Origin of the sequence: Brevundimonas sp. EYE_349, from assembly GCF_023147505.1 — a bacterium.
Classification (GTDB): Bacteria; Pseudomonadota; Alphaproteobacteria; order Caulobacterales; family Caulobacteraceae; genus Brevundimonas.
In genome coordinates, this window is sequence record NZ_JAHXPB010000008.1 from 94,381 (window position 1) to 115,414 (window position 21,034).

The following is a 21,034-nucleotide window of genomic DNA, read 5'->3' on the forward strand; positions in this document are numbered from 1 at the left end:
TCGTCTCAAATCACGAATGCGCGTCATTGGCGCAGATGGGCCGCAACGCCGAACCGTTCATCGCGTCTCCCTTCTCGCCCCATGCCGTGATAGGGGCGCGGAATGAGCATCACCACGGTCGGCCTCGACGCCGACGACACCCTTTGGCACAACGAGACGATCTTCCGCCTGACCCACGCGCGGTTCGTCGATCTGCTGGCCGACCACGGCGACGAGGCGACCATCGAGGCGCGTTTGGCCGAGACCGAACAGCGCAACCTGCGTCTCTATGGCTACGGCGTGAAGGGCTTCACCCTGTCGATGATCGAGACGGCGATGGAGCTGACGGGCGGTTCCGCCCCGCCCCAAGTCGTGCGTGAGATACTGGCGGCCGGCCGCGAGATGCTGGCCCACCCGGTCGAAACCCTGCCCGGCGTGGACGAAGTCATCGCCGAACTGTCAGAGAAATATCGCCTTGTGTTGATCACCAAGGGCGACCTGCTGGATCAGGAACGCAAACTGGCCGCGTCCGGCCTGGGTGAACGGTTCAGCGCGGTCGAGATCGTGTCCGAGAAGGACCGCGCCACCTACGACCGCGTCTTCGCGCGTCACGGAACAGGCGCGGCCGAGGCCGTCATGGCCGGCAACTCCATGAAGTCCGACGTCCTGCCCGCCATCGCCGCCGGCGCCTTCGGCGTCCACATCCCTTACCACGTCACCTGGGCCCACGAATTGGCCGACGCCCCTGTTGACGAGCCCCGCTACGTCTCCCTGGCCCGCATCGGCGAACTGCCCGACTGGATCGCGGCGATCAATTGTTGAGACAGAGCCTACTTTGAAAGCCCTGGCGGTCCCGAGAAGACGGTAAGCCGGAAGGCCCATAATAAGTCTTGAATAACGTCATACGGTGCTTGAGCAGGCTAAAAGCTCAGCTTCCCATCAGGATGGGTAAGTGTGTCTATTCTAAAACAGTAAGAATGTATAACGTCGTTATTCGGTCTATAATCGCGACCTGCCTTGACGTCACCTTCTGTGTCAGGTTTGTGACCCGCAAGCGGCGGATCAACGACGTCTTTTGGCGTCTTGTCCCCCATCGGCCGCGCCATACGGAGTCCATATGCGAAATATTCTACTGTCATCAACGGTGCTCGCGGGCGCCCTGATCGCCACGACCGCCTTCGCTCAAGATTTGCCTGCCCAGACGACGTCCCCCTCAGACGCTTCGGCCACGCAACTGGGCGAAATCATCGTCACTGGATCGCGCATCCGTCGCAGCGCCGCAAATGCGCCGACGCCTTTGATCCAGGTGTCGCAGGATGAAATCCTGTCGACCGGCCAGACCAGCGTCATCGACTATCTAGCGACCATTCCGGCGCTTCAAAACTCGACGGTGCCCTCCGACACCACCGGACAAACCCTGAACACCGGCGGCCTCTCGCTGCCCAACCTGCGCTCGCTGGGCGCGGGTCGCACGCTGACGCTGGTCGACGGTCGTCGGCATGTCGGGTCTTCCGGCGGCGAGCTTTCGGTGGACGTGGACACCATTCCGCGCCTGCTTATCCAGAATGTTGAAATCATCACGGGCGGCGCCTCTTCGGTGTACGGCGCCGACGCGGTTTCCGGCGTTGTCAACTTCATCCTGAAGAAGGACTTCGAAGGCCTGGAGATCGACGCCAACTACGGCCAGATCAACAGTAACGGCGAAGCTAGCCGCCGCATTTCAGGCTTGGTCGGCAAGAACTTCTTCGATGACCGGCTGAACGTCTATGCACACGCCGAGTACGAAAAGATCGACAACGTCGATTCGATGGACATCAACTGGATCCGTCGCGCCCCGATCCGCCTGGCTATCGACGCCGATCCCACGACGGCGCCTTATGACGGCCGTCTCGACGCCACGGTCTTCTATGGCGTTAACCGTCTGGACATCCTGCCGTGGGGCCAAACCACGCTGGCCAACTTGCAACAGCCCAGCGACCTGACTAACCCCAACATTCCTTACCAAAACTGCTTTGGCGACAGCGGCTTCACCTATGCCGCAAACTGCTACGGAATCACGCCCGGCAAGACCTACGTCTATGACGGCGCGAACGGCCGTCTGGCGAACTTCGGTCAACGCGTCGGCAACGTCGGCATCAACCGCCCCTACAACATCGGCGGTGACGGCATGCCTTTGGGCGAAGTGGCCGGCTACAGCCGCGTGCCTGCATCGGAATCGCAGCGTTACCAGGTCGGCACCAACTTCAAGGTCACGGACGCCATCAGCTTCTTTGCAGAGGCGAAATACGTCACCGAAGACACCTTCATGCGGGGTCAGCGGACGTTCTTCGACATCGATCTGGACAATAGCTCCTATGCTGCGAACGACACGAATTCGATCTGGGGCACCTCGGCCTTCGACCTGCGCTGGGACGACAACGCCTTCCTGCCGCAGAACCTGAAGACGGCGATCGCCGCCAATCGCATCGATGTGTATGCGCCGCCGACGGCAGCAAACGCGGGCCAGTTGATCCGCAGCCAGGCGTTGCCGATCGCGCGTCACAGCTTCTTCGGCCCTGACCGGACGCAGTCGAACACCCGTGATATCCAACGCTATGTCGCTGGCTTCAAGGGCGATCACGGGCCGATGGGCTTCGCCAAGTCGCTGTCCTGGGACCTGGGCTACACCTACGGCAAGGCCGAGATCGAAAACATCGAGCGCGCTGTCGATTCGCAGCGCATGGCGCTCGCCGCCGACTCGGTCATCGACAGACTGGGTGTCGCTGGCCCGGCAGGCTCCATCGTCTGCCGCTCCAAATTGCTTCAGGCGCAAGGCGCGACCTTCATCGCCGACAAGCACCGCAGGGACGCAAACGGCGACCCCACCAACCTGCTGGACACGGAATACGGCCGCAACTCGATCGCGCAATGTGCGCCGCTGAACATCTTCGGCGCAGGCAATCAGTCGGCTGAAGCGCTGCAGTACGTGGACGCCGCCGTCGTTGTTAAGGAAATGAACGAACAGCAGCAGGCTGTCGGATCGATCTCCACCGAACTCTGGGATCTATGGGGCGCCGGCAACCTCGGCTTCGCCTTCGGCGGTGAATGGCGCAAGGAAACGACATCGGCCATCGGTCGTAGCGCAACGGCCGGCGACCGCCTGCTGTTCCTCAACACCGGAGCGGATTTCCCTGAAGTCAGCTATGAATCCAAGGAAGTGTTCACGGAGCTGTCCGTGCCGCTGTTCCGCGATTCCCGTCTTGGCGAATATGCCGAACTCAGCGGTTCGTACCGCTGGGCCGACTATTCGACGGTCGGCAATGTCGATGTCTACGGCGTGAACCTGGTTTATCGCCCGATCCGCGACATCACCTTCAAGACCAGCTTCAACTCCTCTGTTCGCGTTCCGAACCTCGGCGAGAACTACTCTCCGTTCGGCCAAACCTTCGCGAACAGCTTCGTTGATCCATGCGCGACCGCTAGCATCGCCGCGGTGAACGACCAGGAGACCAAGGCCAACCGCATCAAGAACTGCACGGCCCTGGCCGCGCAGAAGGGTCTGATGTTCGACTTCGCCGGCGCGACCGCCACCAACACCGACGACTTCCGCCCGGACTACACCTCGGGCATCGCCGGCGTCAGCGGCGGCAATCCGAACCTGGAGCCGGAAGAATCCGAATCCTTCACCTTCTCGACCGTGCTTCAGCCGCGCTTCATCCCCGGCCTGACCATGACGCTGGATTATTACGAGATCCGCATCGACAAGGTGATCGCCTCGGTCTCGGCTGAAGGGATCGCGAACAACTGCGTCAATGGCGCGGAACTAAACCTGGACGCCTGTAACTCGATCTTCCGCAACTCGCCGAACATTCCGTTCGGTGTCGGCGCACCGTCCGGCAATGCGATCGGCGGCTTCATCGAGCGGTCGTTCAACTACGCTGCTCTCGAGACCCGCGGGCTCGATTTCGGCGCCAACTACACGCTGGAAACGGCTGACTTCGGCAAGAATTGGGGCGCCTTCGACTGGCGTGTGAACGGGTCATGGCTGATCGAGCAGAAGCAATATCTGAACGAATCTGACCCGAGCGACTACGATGAACTGGCCGGAAGCATCGGTCTCAGCGGCACCAACGTCTATCCGCGTGTGCGTCTGAGCTCGTCGCTGGCATGGCGTCCGAACGACACCTGGAACATCAACTGGACGGCCGACTGGCAGTCGAGCGCCAACATCATTCGGGCGCGCGACTTCATCAACAACGCCGACGCCCGCTTGGTCGACCAGATGGAGACTGGACCGTTCGTCCGCCACGATCTGACCGTTCGCTACAAGGTGCGGGACGATCTGACGCTGCGCGCCGGGGTGGTTAACCTGTTCGACGCAGAACAGCGCGATATCCTGGGCACGACCATCTACTCCAACTACGATCCCTACGGCCGTCGCTTCTTCGTCGGCCTGAACTTCCGCCCCTTCTAAGGGAGGTTCGCTTCTGAGACTGGAGGGCGGCGTCGCAAGACGCCGCCCTTTTTCTTTGCTCAGAGGCCGCACCGCCTTGTCAGGCGTCCCCTGCCTCTCTAAACGGGCCGCTTAACCGACAACATGACGCGAACGTCGCATGGCCCTGCCGTGCGGGGGCTTCTCGCGCGCGTAGAGACCGAAGGAACAGGCCGCTCTTGCTCGCCACCGACATCAGTCATGACGAACGCGACGCCATGGTGCGCGCGGCGCTGGCCGAACAGGGCGACAGCGGCGTGACCCCGCGCCACACGCGGTTCCACTTCTATGGCGAAGGCGACCACGGCGACCTGAACGAGGTGGCGCGCCGTGCGGGCTTCCTGACCAGCGGCGCCGACGATTCCACCATTCTAGAGACCACCATGGCGGTGGACGAGGCGTCGTTTTCGGCGACCTCAGCCATGATGCAGACCTGGGCCGCGGCCTTCCAGCTGGACTATGACGGCTGGGACTGCGCGGTCGTGACCCATTAGCGTTCTATAAGAAGAAGAGCTGGCGATGCCCAAGCGCACAGACATCAAGTCCATCCTCATCATCGGCGCCGGCCCGATCGTCATCGGCCAGGCGTGCGAGTTCGACTATTCCGGCGTTCAGGCCTGCAAGGCGCTGAAGGCGGAAGGCTATCGGGTCATCCTGGTCAACTCGAACCCCGCCACCATCATGACCGACCCGGAGGTGGCCGACGCCACCTATATCGAGCCGATCACGCCCGAAATGGTCGAGAAGATCATCATCAAGGAAAAGCCCGACGCCCTGCTGCCGACCATGGGCGGCCAGACGGCGCTGAACACGGCCCTCGCCCTGCATGAATCCGGCGCGCTGGAGAAGCACGGGGTCGAGATGATCGGCGCCAAGGCCGAGGTGATCGACAAGGCCGAGGATCGTCAGAAGTTCCGCGACGCCATGGACAAGCTGGGCCTGGAATCGCCCCGCTCAAAGGCCGCACATTCGATGGAAGAGGCGTTGGAGGGACTGGAGTTCGTCGGCCTGCCCGCCGTGATCCGCCCGTCGTTCACCCTGGCCGGCACCGGCGGCGGCATCGCCTTCAACCGTGAGGAGTTCGAGGAGATCGTGCTTCGCGGACTGGACCTGTCGCCGACCACCGAAGTCCTGATCGAAGAGTCGGTGCTAGGCTGGAAGGAATATGAGATGGAGGTCGTCCGCGACACCGCGGACAACTGCATCATCATCTGCTCCATCGAGAACGTCGATCCGATGGGCGTCCATACGGGCGATTCCATCACCGTCGCCCCCGCCCTGACGCTGACCGACAAGGAATATCAGCGGATGCGGACCGGCTCGATCAACGTCCTGCGCGAGATCGGGGTTGAGACGGGCGGATCGAACGTCCAGTGGGCCATCAACCCCGCCGACGGCCGAATGGTCGTGATCGAGATGAACCCGCGCGTGTCGCGTTCGTCCGCCCTGGCGTCCAAGGCCACCGGCTTCCCCATCGCCAAGGTCGCGGCGCGTCTGGCCGTCGGCTATACGCTGGACGAACTGCAGAACGACATCACACAGGTCACGCCCGCCAGCTTCGAGCCGAGCATCGACTATGTGGTCACCAAGATCCCGCGCTTCGCCTTCGAGAAATATCCGGGCTCGGAGCCCCTGCTCGGCACCTCGATGAAGTCTGTGGGCGAGGTCATGGCCATCGGCCGCACCTTCCAGGAATCGATGCAGAAGGCCCGGCGGGGGCTTGAGACCGGCCTGTCCGGCTTCGACGAGGTGGAGATCGAGGGCGTCGCCGGGGCCGCCGACGATGCGACGGCGCGCGCCGCCGTGGTGCGGGCGCTGGGCGTCCCTACGCCGGACCGCATCCGCGTCATCGCCCAGGCCTTCCGCCATGGCCTGTCGGTGGAAGAGGTCAACGCGGCCTGCGCCTATGAGCCCTGGTTCCTGCGTCAGATCGCCGACATCGTGCGCGAGGAAGGCCATGTGCGGGTCAAGGGCCTGCCGACCGACCCGACAGAGTTCCGCCGCCTGAAGGCCAAGGGCTTCTCCGATGCTCGCCTCGCCCAACTGACGGGCGCGACCGAAAAGGCCGTGCGTCTGGCCCGTCGCGGCCTGAACGTGCGGCCGGTGTTCAAGCGGATCGACACCTGCGCCGCCGAGTTCGCCTCGGCCACCGCCTATATGTATTCGACCTATGAGACCGGCGCGCTGGGCCAAATCCCCGAGTGCGAATCCGAGCCGTCGGACAAGAAGAAGGCCATCATCCTGGGCGGCGGTCCGAACCGCATCGGCCAGGGGATCGAGTTCGACTACTGCTGCTGTCATGCGGCCTTCGCCTTCGACCAGATCGGCGTCGAGTCGATCATGGTCAACTGCAACCCCGAGACCGTCTCGACCGACTACGACACCTCCGACCGCCTGTATTTCGAGCCGCTGACGGCCGAGGACGTGCTGGAGTTGATCGAGGTCGAACGCTCCAGGGGCGACCTTATCGGCTGCGTCGTGCAGTTCGGCGGCCAGACGCCGCTGAAGCTGGCCCACGCGCTGCAGGACGACAATATCCCCGTGTTGGGCACATCCGTCGACTCCATCGACCTGGCCGAGGACCGCGAGCGCTTCCAGCAGATGCTGGAAGGCATCGGCCTGCGCCAACCGCCCAACGGCCTGGCCCGCAGCGCTGAAGAGGCCGCGCAGAAGGCGGAAGAGGTCGGCTATCCCGTCGTCCTGCGCCCCTCCTACGTCCTGGGCGGACGCGGCATGATGATCGTCCACGACCGCGAGCAACTGGACCGTTACGTCCATGAGGCCATGCGCGTTTCGGGCGATGATCCCGTCCTGATCGACCACTATCTGAACCGCGCCACCGAGGTGGATGTGGACGCCCTGTGCGACGACGAGACGGTCTTCGTCGCGGGCGTGCTGGAGCACATCGAGGAAGCTGGCGTCCACTCGGGCGACAGCGCCTGCTCCATGCCGCCCTACTCGCTGTCCGCCGAGACGGTGACGGAGTTGAAGCGCCAGACCACCGAAATGGCCAAGGCCCTGAAGGTGCGTGGCCTGATGAACGTGCAGTTCGCCATCGAGGAACCGCACAGCGAGAACCCGCGCATCTTCGTGCTGGAGGTCAACCCGCGCGCCTCGCGCACGGCGCCCTTCGTGGCCAAGACCATCGGCCAACCCATCGCCTCCATCGCCGCCAAGGTGATGGCCGGGGTTCCGCTGAAGTCCTTCGGCCTGACGGACAGGCCTTACGACCATATCGCGGTCAAGGAAGCCGTCTTCCCCTTCGCGCGCTTCGCGGGGGTGGACACCATCCTGGGCCCGGAAATGCGCTCGACCGGCGAGGTCATGGGTCTGGACTGGAAGCGTGAGGGCGAGGCCGATATGGCCCCGGCCTTCGCCCGCGCCTTCGCCAAGTCGCAGATCGGCGGCGGGACCACCCTGCCGACCTCGGGCTGCGCCTTCATCTCTGTCAAGGACGAGGACAAGCCGTTTATCGTGGATGCGGCCAAGACCCTGCTAGCCGAGGGCTTCAGCCTGATCGCCACCGGCGGCACCCACGCCTATCTGGTCGAACAGGGGCTGGAGGTGAAGCGGGTCAAGAAGGTGTTGGAAGGCCGTCCGCACATCGTGGACGCCATGAAGAACGGCGAGGTCCAGTTGGTCTTCAACACCACCTCGGGCAAGCAGTCGCTGCAGGACAGCTTCAGCCTGCGCCGCACGGCCCTGATGATGAAGATGCCCTACTACACCACCACCGCCGGCGCGCTGGCGGCGGCCCAGGCCATTGGCGCCATCAAGGCCGGTGATCTGGATGTGAAGGCGATCCAGGAATACTGAGCGATCGACGGGCGGAGGTTTCGACCTCCGCCCGTCGGCTTTTCGGGCTTAGCGGCTCAGAACTCTTCCCAGCCCGCTTCCTCGGCGACCGGCGCCGGACGCCGGACGGCGGCGGCGCCAGACCCGATGTTGCGCATCTGAACGACGGGCCGCGGGGCCTGACGGGCGGAAGGCGGCACCGGAGCCTTACGCGCGGCCGAAGGGGGCGCGCCGAGGTTGAACCGTGCGACGGAGTCCGCCAGTCCGAGGGCCTCTTGCGACAGAGAATGGCTGGCCGCCGTCGATTCCTCGACCATGGCGGCGTTCTGTTGGGTCACCTGGTCCATCTGGTTCACGGCGGTGTTGACCTGGGCCAGGCCGACGGCCTGCTCTTGGGCCGAGGCGGCGATTTCCGACACCAAGCCATCGATTTCCGCAACGCGACCGACGATGCGTTGCAGGGCCTCGCCCGTCTGGCCCACCAGATTGACGCCTGTGTTCACCTGGCGCGTGGACGCGGAGATAAGAGTCTTGATCTCCTTTGCGGCCTCGGCCGAGCGCTGGGCCAGGGCGCGCACCTCGGAGGCCACGACCGCAAACCCCCGACCGGCTTCGCCCGCGCGGGCGGCCTCCACCCCGGCGTTCAGGGCCAGGAGGTTGGTCTGGAAGGCGATCTCGTCGATCACGCCGATGATCTGGCTGATCTCCTGCGCCGATTTCTCGATATCGCCCATCGCCTGCACGGCGTCACGAACGATGACGCCTGATGTTTCAGCGTCGTTCTTGGCCGCCAGAACCGTATCGGAGGCTTGGCGCGCGCCGGCTGCGGTGCGGTTGACGGTGGCGGTGATCTGATCCAGCGCGGCGGCGGTTTCCTCCAGACTGGCGGCCTGTTGCTCGGTGCGGCGCGACAGGTCGTCGGCGGCGTGGCTGATCTCGCCCGAACCCGAACGGATGGCCGACACATTGGTCACCACAACCGACATCGTATCCTTCAACGCGGCCATGGCGGCGTTGAAATCGGAACGCAGCTTTTCGTACTCCACCGGCAGGCTGTCATTGACGTGATAGGTCAGGTCGCCCTGCGCCAGACGATCAAGCGCCACACCGAACGACTGCACGACCAGGGCCTGCTGTTCGGCGATGGCCGTTTCACTGGCGACGCGTTGATCGTGGTCGGCCTTGGCCTTGGCCTCGACCATGGCCGCGTCGGCCTTGATCTTGGCGATGGCGGCGTCGCGGAACACCACCACGGCGTCGGCCATCTGTCCCAGTTCATCGCGCTGCCCCACGGCCGGTACGACGATACCGTGGTCGCCGTCTGCAAGGCGCAACATGGCGCCCGTCATGGCCTGCAGAGGCGTGGAGACCCGTTTGACGATCACATGGGTGGCGAAGACCAGCAGGCCGACAGCCGCCAGAGCGATCAGAGCCATGACGATCATGGCGATCTTGAAGACTCCTGCGGCTTCCACGCCATCTTCGCGAGCTACGCGAACCTGAAGATCGACAAGCTTGGCCATGTTGGCGCTGACCGGATCGATTGCGGGATAAAGGTCGGTTCGGACGAACCGATCCAGCCCCGCAGCGTCGCCCGCGCGCAGCAAACGCTCCAGCTCTTCTACAGCCGCATTGGCGGCGGGCAGGGCGGCAGACGTGCTTTCGACCAAAGCGTGCTCATCGGCCGTCATGCTCGTGACGCGATAGGCGTTCCAGTTGCTGGCGATCGTGGACTTGGCGGCCGTGATGGCCTGGATGGCTTGATCGGATGTCATCGCGCCGTCGCGCGCCTTATGGGCGGTGTCGACGATGTTGACGGCATACATGTCGACGGCCGCCTTCAACTGCTGCATGGGGACCACGCGATTGGAGAGCACCGACTGCATGCGCTGGTTCATGACCGATGCAGAGACCCACCCGCTGAGACCGATGGCCGCCATGCCGACGGCCAGGGCGGCCAGACACAGCAAGAGCCGCGCTTTGATGCTCATAATCGCACTTTCACCTTGAAGGGGGATCGCGCGTGCCGATGCCGCGCCTGTCCTCGTTCACGGGGCGATTACAGAACGCCCATTAAGCAAGTCTCAATCGGCGCTTTTGAAATAAAGAATCTTCTCAACTTTCAGGACACGTGCCAGTTGCACCATTCTTTCCGAAAAGGAGAGAATAGTTTCGCGCCAGTTTCTTATGACGTCTTGGAATGCTCGAAATCGATTAGCTTCGCAGCCCTACCCTGCACGATCCGGGTCGCGGCAAGGTCGGCCGTGACATTGCCGACCGTGCGGAAGATGTCGGGAATCACCTCCACCGCCAGCAACAGAGGCAGGACACCCAGCGGCAGCCCCATGGCCAGGCAGATGGGGCCGATAGCGGCGAAGAAGCTGACCTGGCCCGGCAGGCCGACCGAGGCGATGGACACGGCGATGGCCGTCAGTCCGCCCGCGATCAAAACGCCGAGGCTTAGGTCAATCCCGTTCAGTTGCGCCACATAGAGACAGACCGCCAGGTTGGCGACCGGGCTGGTGATGCGAAACACCGCAACCGCCAGCGGCAGGATCAGACCAGCCGAGGTCTGCGGTACGCCCAGCCAATCGCGCGCCCGCTCGATCATAACCGGCAGGCTGGCCAGCGACGACTGGGTCGAGACGGCGACGACCTGGGCGGGGGCGACGGCACGTGCGAACCGGGCCAGCGATATCCGCCCCCAGACCACCGCCACGACATAGGTGATCAGGATCAGGCCGATCTGGCTGAGGCAGACGATGGCGACATAGTGGGCCAGCGTCCCCGCCACCCCCAGGCCCGCGCGCAGCCCCACGCCCAGCGCCAGGGCGAAGACGCCGAACGGCGCAGCCAGCAGCACCCAGTGGACGATGACCACCATGGTCTCGGCCACCGCCTCGAAGAAACCGGCCAGGGGCCGACGCAGTTCGGTCTTGATCCGGGTGGCGGCGAAGCCGAAGGCCACCGCGAATACGACCACGGCCAGCACCCCGTCGTCGGCGGCCGCCTTGACCACATTGGCCGGCGCCAGACTGGACAGGAAGGCGCGAAGGCCGTCCGTTCGCGCCGCCTCGCCCACCACGGCGACCGAATCCGCCGGGGTTCCCGCCAGCAGGGCCCGACCGGCCTCCGGGTCGATGGGCCAAAGGGCCAGCAGTCCCAGACCCGCCAGGATCGCATAGATGGTCGCCCCGACCAGCAACACGCCGAAGACCATCAGCGACCGCGCCGCGATACGCCCGGTGGCGGCCGCGTTGGCGATGGACACAATGCCGGTGACCAACAGGCTGAACACCAGCGGAATGACGGTCATGCGCAGCGCGTTCAGCCAGACCTGCCCCAGGCTTTCGACCACGCCCAACCCGCCCGTCAGCCATGGCGCGTCCGCGCCCTGGGCCATCGCCCCGACCACCACCCCGGCGACCAGGGCGGCGATGACGAAGAAGCTGAGCGAGGTGAAGAAAGCGGCGAGACGAGAAGAGCGCATCGACCAGAGCTAGCACCCCTTTTCGCCGCGCGCGCGCCAAACCTTCTGGCGGTCTTTGGCAGATCAGGTCGTCGCAGCACGAAACGCGAACTCCGCCGGTGCGTTGGAGACGAGAACAAGGAGATCGACCATGTCCCGTCTGCACAAACTGGTTCCCATGCTGGGCGGCCTCTTGCTGTCCAAGGGCGGACGCCGCCTGGCGGGGCGTCACGCCGGCAAACTGGCTCTGGCCACCCTGGCCTATGAGGTCTGGCGCAGCCGTCGCGAGAGCGCCCGACCCGGGACCGCCGCTCAGAACCAGGCCCAGACCCGGCCGCGTCCGCGCGCCAGGTGGAGCGGCCGTAAGCCGCATTAGGCCTCGACTTCACATCCTGCGGCGCGAATAGTCGCCATTCGCCTACCGGAGCCGACCGATGATCAAAGTCCATCACCTGAACGACAGCCGCTCGCAACGTGTCCTGTGGCTGCTGGAGGAGTTGGGGCTGGATTATGAGGTGATCCGCTACGAGCGGAACGCGGGCAACAGGCTGGCGCCGCCCGAACTGCTTAAGGTCCATCCTCTGGGCAAGTCGCCGGTGATCGAAGACGGCTCCATCACGGTGGCTGAGACCGGAGCCATCGTCGAATATCTGCTAGAGGCGTATGGCCAGGGTCGGCTTCGCCCGGCGGCGGGTACGGACGAGGCGCGTCGCTTCACCTATTGGCTGCACTACGCCGAAGGCTCGGCGATGCCGCCGCTGTTGCTGAAACTGGTCTTCTCAATCTTGCCCCAGCGCGCACCGGGCCTGATGAAGCCGCTGGTCAAGGGCGTGGCGAACAAGGCGCTGGCCAGTTTTGTCGAACCCCAACTTCGCACCCATGTCGCTTTCTGGGAGAGTGAGTTGGGACGCTCGGAATGGTTTGCCGGGGATCAGTTCACCGCCGCCGACATCATGATGAGCTTCCCCGTGGAAGCCGGGGCCGATCGCGCCTTTGACGCCGCCAGCAAGCCGCGCCTGAAGGCCTTCCTAGACCACATTCATGCCCGCCCGGCCTATCGCCGCGCCTTGGAGCGAGGCGGCGAATACAGCTATGCGTGATCGGATCGTGATCGGCTGATCGCAACTCGACAGGGCGCTAGGCGTTAACGGATCATGCGCCTTCAAACCATTCAGATCATCGCCGGGCTCGCCGCCGCCGTCGCCTTCGTCCTCGCCTTCATGGCTGCCGGAGCGGCGCTGGTTTCCGGCCTGTTCATGTTCGCCGGTCTGGCCGCAATCGGCTGGCTGGCCTACAGCTTGATCAAGGGCGTTTTGCGCCGCGATCATAAGTCGGAACCACCCGCGCGGGCCTGAAATATGGCCCGTGTGGGGCGGCGGACTTGATTTTAGGCGTGATTACCCCTAGCTTTGATGCCCGGCCGCGCCCGCCCCGCGGCCTTTTATGTGCCTACTTCCGCGTCTTTCCAGTCTCTGGGCGAACAAGAAAAATCACGACACAATGGAAAAAGTGCCGATGACGGCCGAGGGCTATCGCGTCCTCGACGATCAACTGAAGCAATTGAAGTCGGTCGAGAGGCCCAGCGTGATCGCGGCCATCTCCGAGGCCCGTGAACACGGCGACCTGTCCGAGAACGCCGAATACCATGCCGCCAAGGAGCGGCAGGGCTGGATTGAGGGCCAGATCGCCGAGATCGAGGACAAGATCAGCCGCGCCCAGGTCATCGACGTGTCCAAACTGTCGGGCGACCAGGTCAAGTTCGGCGCCACCGTCACCGTGGTGGACGAGGACACCGAGGAAGAGAGCCGCTACCAGATCGTCGGCGAGCACGAGGCCGACGTGAAACAGGGCCGCATCTCCATCGCCTCCCCCATCGCCCGCGCCATGATCTCCAAGGAGGTCGGCGATGTCGTCGAGGTCAACACGCCCGGCGGGGTGAAGGCTTACGAAATCCTCAAGGTCGAGTGGAAATAAGGCCATGACCGACGCCGCCGAAACACGCCCGCCCCTGGTGTCGCATGTTTCGGTGGGCGTCACGGACCTGGCCAGGGCTGGCGTCTTCTATGACGCGGTCTTCGACGCGCTGAGCATTGGGCGGGTGATGGAACACCCGATGGGTGTGGCCTATGGCCGCGCCTTTCCCGAGTTCTGGGCGTCCGTCCCTCAGGATCATGGAGCCGCGTCGGCCGGCAATGGCGCCCATGTTTGTTTCGCCGCGCCGGACCGACAGGCCGTCGATCGCTTCCATGCCCAAGGTCTGGCGGCGGGCGGCCATGATGCGGGCGCGCCCGGTTTTCGTCCTGAATATGCGCCTGGATACTACGCTGCATTCCTGCGCGATCCTGACGGCAACAAGATCGAGGCCATGACCTGGGTGCGGGCCGACGTGACCGGGGCGTGACCCCCATTCCGTCCCCCAGCCCTCTAAGCATCTGGGTCGTCTCGGACGGCCGCGCCGGGATCGAGAACCAGGCCCTGGGTCTGGCCGAGGCCGTCAAGCGGCTGACCCCCGCCGAAATCACCATCAAACATATCCGCTGGCGGCCCGTCTTCGACCGCCTGCCCTCCGCCTTGAAGACGGCGGCGATGCTGGACCCCGCGTCCGATCCGATCGCCGCGCCCTGGCCCGATCTGTGGATCGCGACGGGCCGCGCGACCCTGCCCCTGTCAACGAGGGTTAAGACCTGGAGCGCGGGCAAGACATTCGTCGTCCAGACCCAGGATCCGCGTTGGGCGAACCACCGCTACGACATGATCATCGCCCCCGCCCATGACGGCCTCTCGGGCGACAATGTCTTCGAAATCACCGGCTCGCCCCACCGCATAACGGCTGAACGCATCGCCGAAGCCGCACCTGCCTTCGCCGACCGCATCGCCCCCCTGCCCCATCCGCGCGTCGCGGTCCTGATCGGCGGCAAGTCCAAGGCGTTCGACCTGCCCGCCGAACACGCCGCCGACCTGGCCGACCGGATCGCGGCGGCCGTTCGGGCGTCGGGCGGTTCGCTGATGCTGACCTTCTCGCGCCGCACGCCCGAGACGGCCAAGGCGGCCCTGGCCGCGCGCCTGTCAGATTTGCCCGGCTGGATCTGGGACGGGAGCGGCGACAATCCCCTGTTCGGCTTCCTGCACTTCGCCGACCATATCCTGGTCACCGAGGACAGCGCCAACATGGCCGCCGAGGCCGCCTCGACCGGCAAGCCGGTCCACATCCTGCCGATGATCCCGCTGAAGTCCGGCGGCAAGTTCGCCCGCCTGCATGACGACCTTCAATCGCGCGGCGCGACCCGCCCCTTGGACGGGACGCTGGATAGCTGGACCTATGAGGCGCTGGCCGAAACCGACCGCGCGGCGCGGGCGGTTCTGGAGGCGATGCGGGCGCGATAAGGCGACGCTTCGTCGTCATCCGTCATGACCGCCATCGCGCAAACGGGAATCACCGCCTAAATAGGCGTCATGACCCAAGCTCGTACCGTTCGCGTCGCCATCATCGGATCCGGCCCCGCCGGCTGGACCGCCGCCATCTACGCCGCCCGCGCGTCGCTGAACCCCGTCGTCATCGCCGGCATCCAGCCCGGCGGCCAGCTGACCATCACCACCGACGTCGAGAACTATCCCGGCTTCGCCGACACCATTCAGGGCCCGTGGCTGATGGAGCAGATGCAGGCCCAGGCCCTGCACGTGGGGACCGAGGTCATCCACGACATCGTCACCTCTGCGGACCTGTCGCAGCGTCCGTTCCGCCTGACGCTGGACAGCGGTGAGGAAATCCTGGCCGAGACGGTCATCATCTCCACCGGGGCGCAGGCCAAATGGCTGGGTCTGGAGAGCGAGGCCGCCTATCAGGGGTTCGGCGTTTCCGCCTGCGCCACCTGCGACGGCTTCTTCTATCGCGGCAAGGAAGTGGTCGTGGTCGGTGGCGGCAACACGGCCGTCGAAGAGGCGCTGTTCCTGACCAACTTCGCCTCCAAGGTCACGGTCGTTCACCGCCGTGAAGAGTTCCGCGCCGAGAAGATCCTGCAGGACCGCCTGTTCGCCAACCCCAAGGTCGAGGTGATCTGGAACGTGGCCATCGAAGAGATCGTGGGCGTCGTCGACGGCATGGCCAGGAACGTCACCGGCGTGCGCCTGAAGAACGTCAAGGATGGCGCGACCCGTGAAATCCCGGCGGACGGCGTCTTCATCGCCATCGGCCACGCCCCGTCGTCGGAGTTGTTCAAGGGTCAGCTTGAGACGAACTCGGGCGGATATCTGCGCGTCAAGCCCGGAACAGCCTCCACTGCTATCGAAGGCGTCTGGGCCGCCGGCGACGTCACCGACGACGTCTATCGCCAGGCGGTCACCGCCGCCGGCATGGGGTGCATGGCCGCCCTTGAGGCCAGCCGCTTCCTGGCCGAGGAAGACCACGCCAAGGCCAACCACCCCATCAGCCACGCCGAGGCCGAGAAGATCGGCGTCTGGTAGGCCGCAACCCAAAAAGATCCGTCCTCCTAGGCCCTGCGCCTAGGATCCATAGCCTCCGTCGAAGACGGTTCGCACTCTCCGACACCGGGCGTATGGATCCTCGGGATAGCTCGGGGATGACGGATTTGAATGGGCGCGCGCGGCTTAAGAAGCCGAAGCCTCTGTCAGTTCCGCCACATCCTCGTCCGACAGCGCCAGGGTCGCGGCCTTTAGCGTATCGGACAGTTGCTCCAGCGTGGTGGCGCTGACGATCGGAGCGGTGACGCCTGGCTGCGCGAGAAGCCAGGCCAAGGCCACCTGAGCGGGGGTGGCCTCGTTCTTTTGGGCGATGGCGTCCAGAACGGCCAGAATGCGCACGCCGCGCTCGTCGAACTTGTCCTGCAGCGCGCTCTCTCGCTTGGCCCCGGCGATCTGGTCGACGGTCTTGTATTTGCCGGTCAGGAAGCCGCTTTCCAGGCTGAAGTAAGTGATGACGCCAAGCCCCTTCTGAACCGCCAGATCCTGCAGCGCCCCTTCGAAGGTGTTGCGGCTATAGAGGTTGTAGTGTGGCTGGAGCGAGGCGTAGGCGGCCAGTCCCTCGCGTTCGGATATCGACAGCGCCTCAGCGACCTGTTCGGCCGTGTGGTTGGATGTGCCGATGACCCGCACCTTGCCCGCCTGCACCAGACTGTCGAGCGCACGCAGCGTTTCCTCCTGTGGCGTGTCCGGGTCGGGCCAGTGGGTTTGGTACAGATCGATGTAGTCGGTCTGGAGCCGACGCAAACTGTCCTCGACCGCCTTCTCGATCCAGGCGGGGGACAGGTCTTTGCGGCCTTGCCCCATGTCGGAGCCCACCTTGGTGAAGATCTTGACCGCCTCGCGATTGCCGCGCGCGTGCAGCCATTCCCCGATGATGGTCTCGCTTTCGCCGCCCGAGTGACCGGGAACCCAGCGCGAATAGGCGTCGGCCGTGTCGATGGCGTCGAAACCGGCCCCCATGAACGCATCAAGCAAGGCGAACGATGTCGCCTTGTCCGCCGTCCAGCCAAAGACATTGCCGCCAAAGACGAGAGGCGCGACATCCAGACCACTGCCGCCCAAGGGACGTTTTGCGAGATTGTTCATGGGAGGCTCCATTTCGGGGAGCCTTGGACATAGGGGGCGGAGGAGCCGCCGCAACCGCCTATGAGTTTATCAGCCGAACAGTTGAAGACCCGGCGGCGCGTAATCGGTCGGCTGCCCCTGACGGCGGCGAAGAGCATAGTCCACGCCGGTCTGAACCGCGCGCTCATCGGTCGGTTTGGACAGGACGCCGATGGTGCCCGCGACGCCGTTGCGCACCATGCCCGGATTGGCCGTCATGAACAGGACGCTGACGCCCATGTCCTGGCCCAGTTCGCGGCCCAGATCGATGCCGGTCGCACCGTCAGACAGATGGATGTCGACAAGGGCCAGATCGACATCGTTCTCGCGGGCGATGTCGCGCGCGGCCTTGGCGGTGGCGGCCACGCCGATCACGTCGTGTCCCAGGTCCTCCAGCACAAAGCGGAGTTCCATGGCCACGAGGGCTTCGTCTTCGATGATGAGAATGCGAGCGGTCATGGCGGGGAAGGTTTGATCGTTGGCGTACGTAACGCGGTTTAGAAGGATGGGTTTCAATGAAAAGTTATAGCCCGCCCGAGATCGCGGCTCGGCGGCGCGACAGGGCGGTGGCGGGCAAATCCACGATGACCTTCAACCCGTCCGGGTTCCATTGCCGATCCAGCTTGCCGCCCAACTGCCCCTGCACCGACAGTGTCGCCAGCGACGATCCGAAGCCCGAGCGTGTCGGCGGTCCCTCGACACGCGGACCATCGCGCTCGGTCCAGGTCAGGATGAAGCGATCCTCGTCTCTGGTCGTGTTCAGCAGCACGGTCCCGGCCTTGTCGGACAGGGCTCCGTATTTTGCGGCGTTGGTGGCCAGTTCGTGGAACAGCAGGGCGACGGATGTCGCCGCCTGGTCGTCGAACACCGCATCGTCCCCGTCGATGATGACGCGCGGCAGGCCAACCTCGTCGGCATAGGCTCTGAACAAGTCCGCCAGGAAGGTGTGCAGGGTCGTGGCGCCGATCGTCGTCCTGGACGTTTCGGTGTGGGGGCGAACAAACTCGTGCGCGCGCGCTAGGGCGGCGATGCGCGTGCGCAGCGAGGCCGAAAAAGCCTTGGCCTCCGGATACTGGCGCGCAGACAGGGCGACCAGAGCCGCCACGACGGCGAAGATGTTCTTGATGCGGTGGCTCAGCTCCTGGCTGACCAGCTCGCGCCCCTGCTCCAGCCGTTTCAGCTCGTCGATGTCGGTGCAGGTGCCGAACCAGCGGGTGATCCGCCCCTCGTCGTCGTGGATGGCTACGGCGCGGCCCAGCGTCCAGCGATAGGCGCCGCTGTGGTGTTTCAGCCTGTACTCGATCTCATAGGGATCGCCGGTCGCCAAGGAATGGCGCCAGACCGTCCAGGCCCGCTGCTGGTCTTCGGGATGGAAGATGTCGTTCCAGCCCTCGCCGTCCGTCGAGCCGACCGGGACGCCGGTGAACTCGTACCAGCGGGCGTTGTAGTAGTCGTGGAAACCGTCTGGCAGGGTCGACCAGACCATCTGCGGCATGGCGTCGGTCAGGATGCGGAAACGGGTTTCGCTTTCGCTTAGCGCCCGCGTCGTCGCGGCCAGATCGGTCTCGATCTGCTTGCGCTTGGTGATGTCGACGGCGACGCCGGGCAGGCGTACGGCGGCGCCGGAGCGGTCGTACTCGACCTGACCGCGCGCCAGCACCCACCGTTCCTGGCCGTCCACGACCAGCCGGTATTCGCTGATGAAGATCCCTTCGTCGTCGAGACCGCGCTGGATGTCCTGACCCAGCCGATCAGCATCGTCGGGATGGACGCTGCCGCGAAACACCTCGATCGGAGCGCCGTCGCGGGCGGCGACGGGGTCGACACCGTACATGCGCGCGAACCGCTCGTCGGCGACCACACGGTTCGAAGCGATATCCCAGTCCCATGAGCCGACATAGGCCGAGGCCTCGATAGCCAGCTGAGCCGTTTTCTCGCTGCGGTCTCGGTCCAACAGGGCGCGGCGCAGCTCCAGCTGGGTCATGACCTGGGCCGCCAGAGTCCGCATGGCCGTGGCCTGAAGTTCGGTCAGCCCCTCTGGGCGCGGCCGGTGATCCAGCACGCACAGCGCGCCCAGGGGCGCCCCCTCTGGCGACTTCAGCGGATAGCCGGCGTAGAAGCGGATGTGGGGCGCGCCCGTGACCAGCGGATTGTCGGCGAAGCGACCGTCCTGTTCGGCGTCGGTCACGATCAGCGGCTGATCGCCGAGCATGGCGTGGGCGCAAAAGGAAACGGGACGCGGCGTCTGCGGAAGGCCCAGGCCGACCTCGGCCTTGAACCACTGCCGCTCGGCGTCCACCAGGCTGACGGCGGCCATGGGCGCGTCGCACAGACGCGCCGCCAGATTGGCCAGATCGTCGAATGCGGCCTCAGGCGTGGTGTCCAGCACCCCGTATCTGTTCAGCGCCGCCAAGCGATCCGCCTCGTCCCACCGGGAACACTCGACTTCTGGGTGGTTCAACGCGGCGTCCTTTCAGGCCGGGCCTGAAAGGGCCTGGTGCGTTTTTCGTAAGTGCCTCAATGCCTCGACCCGACAAAGCGTTGCAAGCCGGCTTTTCAGTTCGTCGGCCGTCCGACTTCCTCCACATCCATCGTCGTAACGCCGGCGGGCGCAGGCGTCGTGGTTTTCGGGCGTTCCAAGGCGGTCAGGCGGGCGTTGATGGCGGCGACCTCATCGCGGGTCGGCAGGCGCCGACCGCCCAGACTGGCCACGCCGACCACCCGTTGCTGGCCGTCGATCTCGACGGTCCGGATTGGCGCGTCCTTGGCCGCAGAGGCCGGAGCGTCGGGGTCGGGTCCGCCGGTCGCGGCGCCGGCCGCCATGACCGTGCGCGGGCGCGAGAAGCGCGCCTCGTCGATGGCCGGCTCGCGTCCCTTGTAGACGTTGCGGAAGGCGGCGGTCTCGCCATAGACGCCCTTCCAGCGATAGAAGATATGCGCTCCGATCTGCGTGACCTTGGCGACCGTCGGCGCCCACCAGGGATGCACATAGTCGGCGTGATAGTGGGTGGCGGTGCCGACCTGCTGCGCGACAGCGCCGTCCAGCGCCTTTTCCGCCACACGACGCGCCCGATCCCACGCCCAGGCGACCGGCGCCTGAGCCAGGGAGCCGTCGCAGGTGAAGCTGAACTGGCATCCCGTGGTCCGCTCGGCCCCCTCGAACACCACGCCGCAAACGGTGTTGGCGTAGTTGGGATCACGCACCCGGTTCAGGACGACCTGGGCCACCCCGGCCTGGCCGCTGTCCGGCTCGAGCGCCGCCTCGAAATAGACCGCCTGGGTCAGGCAGCGCAGGGCCCGGCGGCGATCCTCGGCGCTGCCCTTGAAGACGAAGGGCTGGGCCGGGCGCAACGCGCCGGATACCGGGGCCATGGCGGCGTTGAGACGCTGGGCCTCCAGACCACTCTTGCCAGGCTCCAGCCCTGGCTTGCCGGCCAGGGTCAGGCTTTCCCATCCTGGCGTCAGACCGTAGAGCGCCGGCTGCAGAAGATTGGGATCGTGCCGCATGGCCTCGGCCAGCTGCGCGGGGGTAAGCCGCGCCTTGATCGCCGCCAGCCCGTCCACCCCAAGGTCGCCGCCAGTGATGCGCGACACCGCCTCGGCCGTGCGGTCCGCGTCGGGGCGAACGCTGGAGCCGGCCGCCATGGCGACGCCCAGCACCGCGCCCGCCGCTGGCAGGGCCGCCGCCGAACGCCGCAGCGTCTTAAACATCGTCTTCCAGAGCGGCAGGGTCATTC

The 21,034-nt window shown here is 65.2% G+C and carries 17 protein-coding genes; 11 read left to right on the forward strand and 6 right to left on the reverse strand.

What is annotated here, in order from left to right; genetic code table 11:
* Positions 1–102 precede the first annotated feature (102 nt).
* The 4 genes from KZX42_RS14495 to carB all read left to right on the forward strand — a co-directional run bounded on the left by KZX42_RS14495 (position 103) and on the right by carB (position 8,266).
* Positions 103–801 (forward strand): HAD family hydrolase, encoded by a 699-nt coding sequence (locus tag KZX42_RS14495; protein WP_248120412.1) that lies wholly within the window; start codon positions 103–105, stop codon positions 799–801.
* A 295-nt stretch (positions 802–1,096) separates the two neighbouring features.
* Positions 1,097–4,432, forward strand: coding sequence for a TonB-dependent receptor (locus KZX42_RS14500; protein WP_248120414.1), 3,336 nt, complete (start codon positions 1,097–1,099; stop codon positions 4,430–4,432).
* A gap of 197 nt (positions 4,433–4,629) precedes the next feature.
* Complete coding sequence (locus KZX42_RS14505) at positions 4,630–4,944, forward strand: ribonuclease E inhibitor RraB (RefSeq protein WP_248120416.1); 315 nt, start codon at positions 4,630–4,632, stop codon at positions 4,942–4,944.
* A gap of 25 nt (positions 4,945–4,969) precedes the next feature.
* Positions 4,970–8,266, forward strand: a complete 3,297-nt coding sequence (gene carB / locus KZX42_RS14510) for a carbamoyl-phosphate synthase large subunit (protein ID WP_248120419.1) — start codon at positions 4,970–4,972, stop codon at positions 8,264–8,266.
* Positions 8,267–8,322: 56 nt separating this feature from the next.
* Here carB and KZX42_RS14515 read toward each other — a convergent pair whose 3' ends face one another.
* Both KZX42_RS14515 and KZX42_RS14520 read right to left on the reverse strand, forming a co-directional pair.
* Positions 8,323–10,236, reverse strand: coding sequence for a methyl-accepting chemotaxis protein (locus KZX42_RS14515; protein ID WP_248120421.1), 1,914 nt, complete (start codon positions 10,234–10,236; stop codon positions 8,323–8,325).
* Positions 10,237–10,430: 194 nt separating this feature from the next.
* The gene (locus tag KZX42_RS14520; RefSeq protein ID WP_248120423.1) at positions 10,431–11,735 is read right to left on the reverse strand and encodes a cation:dicarboxylase symporter family transporter; all 1,305 of its coding nucleotides are present in this window, start codon (positions 11,733–11,735) and stop codon (positions 10,431–10,433) included.
* Between the two features lie 130 nt (positions 11,736–11,865).
* On the opposite strand from KZX42_RS14520, the gene KZX42_RS14525 reads away from it, so the two are divergent.
* The 7 genes from KZX42_RS14525 to trxB all read left to right on the forward strand — a co-directional run bounded on the left by KZX42_RS14525 (position 11,866) and on the right by trxB (position 16,175).
* Entirely contained in the window at positions 11,866–12,090 is a 225-nt protein-coding gene (locus tag KZX42_RS14525) for a cysteine protease (protein WP_248120424.1), read from the forward strand.
* Between the two features lie 58 nt (positions 12,091–12,148).
* Positions 12,149–12,814, forward strand: coding sequence for a glutathione S-transferase (locus tag KZX42_RS14530; protein ID WP_248120426.1), 666 nt, complete (start codon positions 12,149–12,151; stop codon positions 12,812–12,814).
* A gap of 54 nt (positions 12,815–12,868) precedes the next feature.
* Positions 12,869–13,069 (forward strand): hypothetical protein, encoded by a 201-nt coding sequence (locus KZX42_RS14535; RefSeq protein WP_248120428.1) that lies wholly within the window; start codon positions 12,869–12,871, stop codon positions 13,067–13,069.
* A gap of 145 nt (positions 13,070–13,214) precedes the next feature.
* A complete protein-coding gene (gene greA / locus KZX42_RS14540) occupies positions 13,215–13,688 on the forward strand; it encodes a transcription elongation factor GreA (RefSeq protein ID WP_248120429.1) in 474 nt (157 codons plus the stop codon).
* A gap of 4 nt (positions 13,689–13,692) precedes the next feature.
* Positions 13,693–14,115: a VOC family protein gene (locus KZX42_RS14545; RefSeq protein ID WP_248120430.1), complete on the forward strand. Its 423-nt coding sequence runs from the start codon at positions 13,693–13,695 to the stop codon at positions 14,113–14,115.
* Positions 14,112–15,098 carry a mitochondrial fission ELM1 family protein gene (locus tag KZX42_RS14550; RefSeq protein ID WP_248120431.1) on the forward strand — a complete coding sequence of 329 codons (987 nt, stop codon included), beginning with the start codon at positions 14,112–14,114 and terminating at the stop codon, positions 15,096–15,098. The genes KZX42_RS14545 and KZX42_RS14550 overlap by 4 nt, the downstream gene beginning before the upstream one ends.
* Positions 15,099–15,167: 69 nt before the next feature.
* Positions 15,168–16,175 carry a thioredoxin-disulfide reductase gene (gene trxB / locus KZX42_RS14555; protein ID WP_248120433.1) on the forward strand — a complete coding sequence of 336 codons (1,008 nt, stop codon included), beginning with the start codon at positions 15,168–15,170 and terminating at the stop codon, positions 16,173–16,175.
* A gap of 144 nt (positions 16,176–16,319) precedes the next feature.
* Here trxB and KZX42_RS14560 read toward each other — a convergent pair whose 3' ends face one another.
* From KZX42_RS14560 to KZX42_RS14575, 4 genes are all read right to left on the reverse strand, one after another.
* Complete coding sequence (locus tag KZX42_RS14560) at positions 16,320–17,279, reverse strand: aldo/keto reductase (protein ID WP_248120435.1); 960 nt, start codon at positions 17,277–17,279, stop codon at positions 16,320–16,322.
* Positions 17,280–17,348: 69 nt separating this feature from the next.
* On the reverse strand, positions 17,349–17,813 hold the full coding sequence (locus KZX42_RS14565; protein ID WP_282438959.1) for a response regulator: 465 nt from the start codon (positions 17,811–17,813) through the stop codon (positions 17,349–17,351).
* 7 nt (positions 17,814–17,820) lie between these two features.
* The gene (locus tag KZX42_RS14570; RefSeq protein ID WP_248120439.1) at positions 17,821–19,758 is read right to left on the reverse strand and encodes a PAS domain-containing protein; all 1,938 of its coding nucleotides are present in this window, start codon (positions 19,756–19,758) and stop codon (positions 17,821–17,823) included.
* 95 nt (positions 19,759–19,853) lie between these two features.
* Positions 19,854–21,032 carry a cell wall hydrolase gene (locus KZX42_RS14575; RefSeq protein WP_248120441.1) on the reverse strand — a complete coding sequence of 393 codons (1,179 nt, stop codon included), beginning with the start codon at positions 21,030–21,032 and terminating at the stop codon, positions 19,854–19,856.
* Positions 21,033–21,034: the final 2 nt, after the last annotated feature.